Genomic DNA, 7716 nt, shown 5'->3' with positions numbered 1-7716 from the left:
GTTGATCGAGGCGGCCTGGAGTTACCGACATCCCGCCCGGGTCAGCCGGGAATTGCTGTTGCGCCAGGAAGGATTGCCCCGGCCGATCCGCGAGATCGCCTGGAAGGCGCAGTTGCGCTCTGTCGGCGTTATCGCCGCCTGACCCATACCGGCAAGCAGGCCAATGTCGTCACCACCGCGATTGCCCGCGAGTTGGCCGGCTTTATCTGGGCCATCGCACGGAAGGCCGAAATCGCGGCCGGCTGAACAATCGGATATTCGAAGCATACCCGGGAGGTGCCCACACTGATCAAACCCATCTGCAGCCGGGCAAGGCTGGAGGCGCGGTCACGGCCGGAGAACCCTCGCAGCCACTATCAGCCGGGACTTTCCGACGCTGGTCCCTAGACCGAGGCAGCTCCACGACGCATCAGGTCCTGCGGTTCCAATCCGCGTATCAGAGGATGATCTACCGTCGTTTCGGGATTGCGCCTCCAGCCTTACCCAGTCGCAGTCAAACCGAACCGCTTGCTTGCTCATCAGCAAGCAGAAGAAATCTCTTGCCTGCAGCTTGAAATGGCGAACATGAGAGTGGCCTGCTTGTCCCTGAAATTCACCCACGAATTTCAGGGGCAGGACACTAGAACGCCACCGTCACCTCCACCTGCCCGACCACGGCGTCCGGCTCCGCCTTCGCGCCATCCAGCGGATCGGGAATCCCGCCGCCCGGCCGGACGATATACTGAACATCCGGCGTCACGCTGAGCCAGGGCGCCACCTGCGCCGTGTAATCGAGTTCGAGATCGGTCTCCGCCCCCGGCACCGGCGCGCGCGCCCCGCCGAGCCGGTTCTCCGCCCGCACCAGCGTCGCCGCGCGCGGGCTGATCCGGTCCCACGACACCGCGACCGCCGCCGCATCATGTGGCCGCCCGCGGAACGTGCCGTCCAGCACCAGCCCCGCCTGCGCGTCGAGCGAGATCAGGTTGCGGTCCGGCGGTGCGGCGGCCACCCGCGCGAAGCCCCGGAGCCGCCGCCCGCGCGCGCCATGCCAGAGCGTCTGCGTATCCCCGGCATAGATCACGTCATCCCCCCGGTCCTGCCGCGCCGGGCCGGGATCGATGCCGACGGCCGCCAGCGCCAGGCTCTGCCCGGTCACGCTGTAGAGCAGATCCGGCCGGCTCAGCGTGTCGTACAGCCCACCGACCAGCGCCATGCCCCGGCCGAGGCCGGGCAGGCGGTAGCGGACATCCGCCTCGCCGATCACCAGCGCCCCGGCATTCAGCGGAAAGCCGAGGCCGCCCGCATCCCGCGCCGGCGGCGCCGGCCCCTCCAGCGGTTGCCCGAGCGGATCGCCGCCGAACAGCCCCACCCGCAGCCGCAGCGCCCGCGTCGCCTGCACCGCCACCATCGCCCCCGGCCCCTCGTAGGAAAACGCCGGCCCGCCGCCCGGCAGGTTGTCCGCCATGATGTTGCGGTAGGTGAAATTGGAATTCACCAGCGCCGCCGCCGCCGGGTTCTGGTCGAAATTCTCGTCGATCCCGAACTTCCCGAGCTTCACGTGCACCGCGTCATGCGCCGCCTTCCAGCTCAGATAGGCATCGCCCAGCCGCGCCCCGCCCGGCGCCTCCTCATAGGCGAGCCCGCTCAGGCTCTGCACGTCATGGCCCGACGGTCCGCGCCCCTGCACCAGCCAGGCCGAGACATAGGCCGAAAGCCCCGGAATCCCGGCATACCGCCCCAGCGCCACCCGCGCCGACAGCGTCATCAGCGCGGCGACCGAGGTGCCCTGCCGCGCCCCGCCGCCCAGCACGTCCGAGGGCACCACCTGCTCCACCGCGCCGAGCGCCACGCCCCGCCGCGCGAGATCGGTCCGCACCCCGCCCCAGTCGCCGAACAGGTGCTTGCGCGTCCAGACCGACCCCTGCGCCGCCGCCGGGCGCGGCACGAGACAGGTCAACACGGCAAGGCCCAGGGCGGCGGCGCGAACACGATTCGGCATGACGGTGAATTTCCGCCGTCCGGGCGGTCGCGCAACCCGTCCGCACGCGCTCGTCATCTGACGAAGCCGTGTGCCCGGCGTCACCGGACTGTCCCGAAACCTTCACCGTAGCGTCACCCACCCCGCGCCGCTTCTGCCCTAAGCAGGCGGCCAGCCACCCGCCCGCCGGGCGACTCCCGCCGCATCCCTGTGCAAAAAGGCCGAATCCATGCAGCGTTCCTCCCTCGCCATCCTCGACGACCAGTCCTTCGGCACCTTCCACTGGCGCGCCGTGTTCACCACCGGCATGGGCGTGCTCGCCGACGGCTACGACCTGTCCTCGATCGGCATCGTCCTGCCGACCGTGCTCGCCTCCTTCGGCCTGACGAAGATCGACAGCCTCGAATCCGGCCTGCTCGCCGGCTCCGCCCTGGTCGGCGCCGCCCTCGGCGCGCTGATCTTCGGCTTTCTCGGCCAGCGCGGCCGCAAGACCTTCTACGGGCTCGACGTCGCGCTGATGGCGATCGCGGCGGTCGCCCAGGCCTTCGCCCCCAACCTCGCCTGGCTGATCGCGATCCGCTTCATCCTCGGCATCGGCGTCGGCGCCGACTACGTGCTCTCCCCCACCATCATGGCCGAGCACGCCAACCGGCGCGACCGCGGCCGCGCCCTCGGCGTCGGCTTCTGCCTCACCTGGTGGCTCGGCGCCGCCCTCGCCGGCCTGCTCGCCCTCGTCCTGCACGCGCTCGGCGTGGCGCCGGACATGGTCTGGCGCATCGTCCTCTCCGCCGGCGCGCTGCCCGCGCTCTCGGTGCTCTGGCTGCGCCGCCGGATGCCGGAGACCGCGCGCTACCTCGCCCGCGTCGCCGGCGACCAGGATGCCGCCGAAACCGTCATCCGCGGCATCACCGGCACCGGCCACGCCGCCCCCGAGGCCGACCGCCGCGAGGTGATGGCGGTGCTCCGCCGCCATGCCGGGCAGATCTTCGCCGCCGCCCTGCTCTGGTTCATCTTCGACATCGTGATCTACTCGACCGTCCTGTTCGGCCCCTCGCTGATCGCCCACGGCCTCGGCCTGAGCCCGACGATGTTCTCCCTGCTGATGACCTTCGCCTTCATCATGCCGGCGGTGCTGATCGGCGCCTTCGCCCTGCTCGACCGCTTCGGCCGCAAGGCTGTGCAGATCGGCGGCTATGCCGGCGCCGCCCTTCTCCTCGTCATCTTCGCGCTGATCCACAAGGATATCGGCCAGAACCCGGTGCTCGGCCTCGTCGTCTACGGCCTGTTCAACGTGATGATCATGGGGCCCAGCATGGTCAGCGGCGCGGCGATGCTCGGCGTCGAGCTGAGCCCGACCCGCATCCGCACCATGGCGCAGAGCTTCACCGTGGTCGGCGGCCGCCTCGGCGCCTCGCTCAGCGCCTTCGTCTTCCCGCTGGTCTTCGCCAAGCTCGGCGAGGTGGCGGCGATCGGCGTGCTCGCCGGCCTCTCGGTCCTCGGCGCCATCCTCACCTACGCGCTGATCCCCGAGACCGCCGGCCGCTCGCTCGAAGACCTGAACGACGAGGCCGAGGCCCTCGCCCCCGCGGCCGCACAATGAGCGGCGGCCCCGGCGCGCCGCCGCTGCTGGTCGCCCAGTTCTCCGACCTGCACCTGCGCGCGCCGGGGCTGACCGCCAACCGCATCGTCGAGACCAACATGCTGGCGGCGCGCGCCTTCGCCGCCTTCGCCGCCCTCGCCCCGGCGCCGGACGCGCTGGCGATCACCGGCGACCTCGCCGACCGCGGCGAGGCCGAGGCCTACCGCCTCCTCGCCGGGCTGATCGAGCGTCATGTCCGGGTGCCCGTCATCCTCATCCCCGGCAATCACGACGACCGCGCGGCGATGCGCGCCACCCTCGGCGACCGCCTCGCCGCCGATGACGAGGCCGGCGTCAACCGCCCGGCGGAGCACCTGCCGGTCCGCCTCCTGCCGCTCGACAGCACGATCGGCGGCGAGAGCCACGGCCGGCTCGGCGACGGCCAGCTCCGCTTCCTGCGCGACCGGCTCGCCGCCGATCCCCGCCCCGCCGCCATCCTGCTGCACCACCCGCCCATCGCCACCGGCATCGCCCACATGGACGCGATCGGCCTCGAGAACGCCGCCGCCCTCGAAGCGGCGATCGCCCCGCACGCCGCCCGCGTCGCCGGGCTCTGGTGCGGCCATGTCCACCGCATGATCCACGGCCGCCTCGCCGGCGCGCCGGTGGTCATCGCCCCCTCGGTCGCCCACCAGGTGCGGTTCGACCTGACGCCGGACGGCCCCTCCGCCCTCGTCCTCGAACCGCCCGCCTTCGTGATGCACCGCTGGGACGGCGCGTCCTTCACCTCGCAGATGGTCTTCGTCGATTCCTATCCGGGCCCGTTCCCGTTCCTCTCCTGAGCGCCGCTGCGGCGACAGGCCTTACGAGTGCCCCGCCTCCCGCACCGTCATGCTCTCCGAGACGGCGACGCCGGTGATCATCCCCACCACGTCGTTCATCGTCACCGCCGCCCGCTCGACGAACCCGGCCCGCCGCCCGTGCCGCAGCACGAAGATCCGGTCCGACACCTCGAAGATATGCGGCATCGAATGGCTGACCATCACCACGCCGAAGCCCCGCGCCCGCAGTTCCAGCACGAGGTCGAGCACCCCGCGCGACTCCCGCACCCCGAGGGCCGCGGTCGGCTCGTCGAGGATGACGACCTTCCGCCCCCACAGGATCGCGCGCGCCACCGCAACACTCTGCCGCTGCCCGCCCGAGAGCAGGCCGACCGGCTGGCGCGTCGATTTCAGGTTCACCTTCAGCGAGGCGATATGCTCCTCCGCCGCCCGCCGCATCCGCCGCTTGTCGAGGAAGAAGCGCGAGATCGGCCCGCTGCCGGTCCATTCCCGGCCGAGGAACAGGTTCGCCTCGGCGTCGAGTTCCGGCACCACGGCGAGATCCTGGTACACGGTCTCGATCCCCGCCTCCCGCGCGTCGTGCGGCGAGGCGAAGCTCACCGCCCGCCCGGCGAAGCGGATCTCCCCGGCACTCGGCCGCACCGCGCCCGACATGATCTTCACCATGGTCGACTTGCCGGCCCCGTTGTCGCCGACCAGCGAGACGATCTCGCCGGCCGCGACCTCGAAATCCACCGCGTCGAGCGCCCGCACCGGGCCGTAATGCTTGGCGATGCCGTGCAGGCTCAGGATCGGCTCGGCCATCGCCTCAGCCCATGCAGCCGATCGGCGCCTCCCGGAACGCCTTCGCCGCCCCGGCCGGCGTCTTCGCCTCGTCCCACAGCTTCACCCAGTGCGCCGCGTTCGCCTTCGTCACCACCGGCATCGCCTGCGGCACCAGCGTCGGATAATGGCACTTCTTGTTGGTCAGCATGTTGTGGATGATGGTGACGGTCTGATACCCCCAGCCCCAGTAATCCTGGCCGACCAGCGCCTGCACATAGCCTTTCTCGACCAGCGGAATCTCCGGCGCCAGCACGTCCGAGCCGATGATCTTCACCTTGCCGCGGTTGGCGATCAGCTTGGGCATGGCCGAGAGCTTGCCGAAGAACGCCACCGCCGCGACATCGACGATCGCCCCCGCGTCGGGATGCGCGGTCAGCACGTTGTCGATCAGCTCCTGCGCCTTGGTCAGGTCGTCATTGTCGAAATACGGGCCGAGGAACTCGATCCCCTTGTGCTTGCCCATCACCTGCCTCACGCCGGCCAGCCGCGCGTTCAGGTTGGTCGCCCCCGGCCCGCCGGAAATCAGGATCACCTTGCCCTTGGTGCCCATGAATTTCAGCGCCTGCTCGCCCATCGAGACGCCCATCTTGGTATTGTCCACCCCGTAATAGACCTGCCGCTTGCTGCCCGGCACGTCCGAATCCCAGGTGATGGTGACGATGCCCTTCTCCACCGCCTCGTTGACCGGGGCGATCAGCGGCTGCGGCGCGTTGGCGTCGATCGCCATGCCATCGACATGCCGCGTGATCAGGTTCTGCACGATCTCCGCTTCCTGGCTCGCATCCGACGAGGCCGAGGCGGTCCAGATCAGGTCGACATCGCCAAGCTCCTTCGCCCGCTGCATCGCCCCGTAATGCGCCGTGTAGAACACCGGATTGTCGAGCGATTTCGGCACCACCGCGATCGTGTAGCGCTTGTTCGCGCGGGCGATCGCGGGCATCGCGAGCCCCGCCGCCGCCCCCGCGCCGGCGAGTTTGAGAATGTCGCGCCGCCCGGCGCGGATGAGCGTGTTTCTGGTCATGGCGTTATCCTCCTGTCTTTGTTCGGTTTCAGGCGATGCGCACGCGTTCGAGCCTCCTGCGCAGGATGTCGATCGCCGCGGCGGCGACGATCACGAGCCCGGTGATCAGCTGCTGCCAGTAGCCGGCCAGCCCGAGCAGGACGATGCCGTCATTGATCACGCCGAGCAGCGCCGCACCGATCAGCACGCCCGGAATCGTGCCCCGCCCGCCGGCGAGGCTGGTGCCGCCGATGATCACCGCGGCGATCACCTTGAGTTCGTAGCCGGTGGCGGCATCCGGCAGCGCCGTGCCCGATTTCGCGGTCAGCAGCATCCCGCCGATCGCGGCGAGCACGCCGGAAATCACGTAGAGCCGGATCTTCAGCCGGTCGACGTTCAGCCCCAGCAGGCGCGAGGCCTGCTCGTTGCCGCCAAGCCCGTAGACATGCCGGCCGAACGGCGTGCCGGTCAGCACGACATGGACGATCACGCCGAAGCCGAGCATCACCAGCACCGGCACCGGAATGCCGAGCGCCGTGCCGGTGCCGAGCGCCGAGAAGGCGTTGCCCGCCGCATCGCTCGGCGCCGTCACCGCCATCCCCTGGCCGATCCCGAAGGCCAGCCCCCGCACCACGCTGAGCGAGCCGAGCGTGGTGATGAACGGGTTGAGCCCGATGCGGGTGATCACCAGCCCGTTGGCCAGCCCCACCGCCGCCCCGGTCGCGAGCCCCGCCAGCAGCGCCAGCGCAAGGTTGCCGCCCGCCGCCAGCACCATGGCCGAGATCATGCCGGCCAGCCCCATGGTCGAGCCCACCGAAAGGTCGAGCCCGCCGCCGATCATCACCAGCGCCTCGCCGAACCCGGCGATGCAGATCCACGAGAAATAGACCGCGACGGTGCCGATGATGTTGTCTTCGGTGAAGAAATACGGGGTCGCCAAACTCAGCAGCGCCGAAATCGCGACCAGCGCGATCAGCACGCTCACCCAGGGCAGGAGCAGGATGTCGATCCCCCGCCGCGCCAGGCTCGGAGCTGGCGATGCCGGACCGATGCCGGACGTGTCTGGCGCCGGTTCCCGGCCCCGCAGTCGCTCCCCCATGAGCAGATTCCCGTTTCGGGTGTTCGTTAACTTATAAAAATGAGCCTATCGGCGCGGCTTTCCGTCTGTCAAGTCAAACAATCGAGCGCCGCACTGCCTTGCCCACCCCCCGCCCTTCGTGGTGCTCTGCTGGCATGGACGCCGCAGCACCACACCCCGACGCCGCTGCCCTGTATCCCGACGGCGCTGCCCTGGCCGCCCGCCTCGAGGCGATCGTCGCCGCGCTGTGCGACGTGCTGGCGGCGAAGGGCCTGGCGCGCGGCATGACCGGCGCGCTGATCGTGCTGGTCTGGACCCGGCTGCGCCGCCTCGCCGCCCGCTTCGCCACACTTTTGCTCCGCCCCCCGGCGCCGCCGCGCTGCCGCAATTTCGCTCCGCGCCGCCCGGCGCCCGACACCAAACGCCCCGCGACAC

Annotated in this window: 6 protein-coding genes and 2 pseudogenes; 4 read left to right on the top strand and 4 right to left on the bottom strand. The window is 70.4% G+C overall.

The window, feature by feature from the left end; translation table 11 throughout:
• A pseudogene (locus RT91_RS20860) lies at nt 1-246 on the top strand (IS110 family transposase); the annotation flags it as partial.
• Nucleotides 247-619: 373 nt separating this feature from the next.
• On the opposite strand, the gene RT91_RS17600 reads toward RT91_RS20860, so the two are convergent.
• Nucleotides 620-1978 carry a carbohydrate porin gene (locus RT91_RS17600; RefSeq protein ID WP_240314346.1) on the bottom strand — a complete coding sequence of 453 codons (1359 nt, stop codon included), beginning with the start codon at nt 1976-1978 and terminating at the stop codon, nt 620-622.
• A gap of 208 nt (nt 1979-2186) precedes the next feature.
• On the opposite strand from RT91_RS17600, the gene RT91_RS17595 reads away from it, so the two are divergent.
• Nucleotides 2187-3557, top strand: coding sequence for an MFS transporter (locus RT91_RS17595; protein WP_007421778.1), 1371 nt, complete (start codon nt 2187-2189; stop codon nt 3555-3557).
• Nucleotides 3554-4378: a metallophosphoesterase gene (locus tag RT91_RS17590; RefSeq protein WP_035188843.1), complete on the top strand. Its 825-nt coding sequence runs from the start codon at nt 3554-3556 to the stop codon at nt 4376-4378. Before RT91_RS17595 ends, RT91_RS17590 begins: the two co-directional genes overlap by 4 nt.
• 21 nt (nt 4379-4399) lie before the next feature.
• Here RT91_RS17590 and RT91_RS17585 read toward each other — a convergent pair whose 3' ends face one another.
• The 3 genes from RT91_RS17585 to RT91_RS17575 are packed head-to-tail and all read right to left on the bottom strand — an operon-like array spanning nt 4400 to nt 7302.
• Nucleotides 4400-5182 (bottom strand): ATP-binding cassette domain-containing protein, encoded by a 783-nt coding sequence (locus tag RT91_RS17585; RefSeq protein ID WP_007421777.1) that lies wholly within the window; start codon nt 5180-5182, stop codon nt 4400-4402.
• Between the two features lie 4 nt (nt 5183-5186).
• Complete coding sequence (locus RT91_RS17580) at nt 5187-6224, bottom strand: sugar-binding protein (protein ID WP_035188842.1); 1038 nt, start codon at nt 6222-6224, stop codon at nt 5187-5189.
• A gap of 28 nt (nt 6225-6252) precedes the next feature.
• Nucleotides 6253-7302, bottom strand: coding sequence for an ABC transporter permease (locus tag RT91_RS17575; protein WP_007421775.1), 1050 nt, complete (start codon nt 7300-7302; stop codon nt 6253-6255).
• 134 nt (nt 7303-7436) lie between these two features.
• Here RT91_RS17575 and RT91_RS17570 point away from each other — a divergent pair.
• A pseudogene (locus tag RT91_RS17570) lies at nt 7437-7716 on the top strand (hypothetical protein); the annotation flags it as partial.

The sequence above is a fragment of the Acidiphilium sp. JA12-A1 genome (genome assembly GCF_000724705.2).
In the GTDB taxonomy this organism is placed as follows: Bacteria; Pseudomonadota; Alphaproteobacteria; order Acetobacterales; family Acetobacteraceae; genus Acidiphilium; species Acidiphilium multivorum.
The sequence above is the reverse complement of the archived record's forward strand: the minus strand, read 5'-3'. Positions and strand labels throughout refer to the sequence as shown.

What these genes read in the sequence shown, in the direction of transcription:
- RT91_RS17600 (WP_240314346.1), bottom strand. Translation starts at nt 1,978, where the DNA reads ATGCCGAATCGTGTTCGCGCCGCCGCCCTGGGCCTTGCCGTGTTGACC.
- RT91_RS17595 (WP_007421778.1), top strand. Translation starts at nt 2,187, where the DNA reads ATGCAGCGTTCCTCCCTCGCCATCCTCGACGACCAGTCCTTCGGCACC.
- RT91_RS17590 (WP_035188843.1), top strand. Translation starts at nt 3,554, where the DNA reads ATGAGCGGCGGCCCCGGCGCGCCGCCGCTGCTGGTCGCCCAGTTCTCC.
- RT91_RS17585 (WP_007421777.1), bottom strand. Translation starts at nt 5,182, where the DNA reads ATGGCCGAGCCGATCCTGAGCCTGCACGGCATCGCCAAGCATTACGGC.
- RT91_RS17580 (WP_035188842.1), bottom strand. Translation starts at nt 6,224, where the DNA reads ATGACCAGAAACACGCTCATCCGCGCCGGGCGGCGCGACATTCTCAAA.
- RT91_RS17575 (WP_007421775.1), bottom strand. Translation starts at nt 7,302, where the DNA reads ATGGGGGAGCGACTGCGGGGCCGGGAACCGGCGCCAGACACGTCCGGC.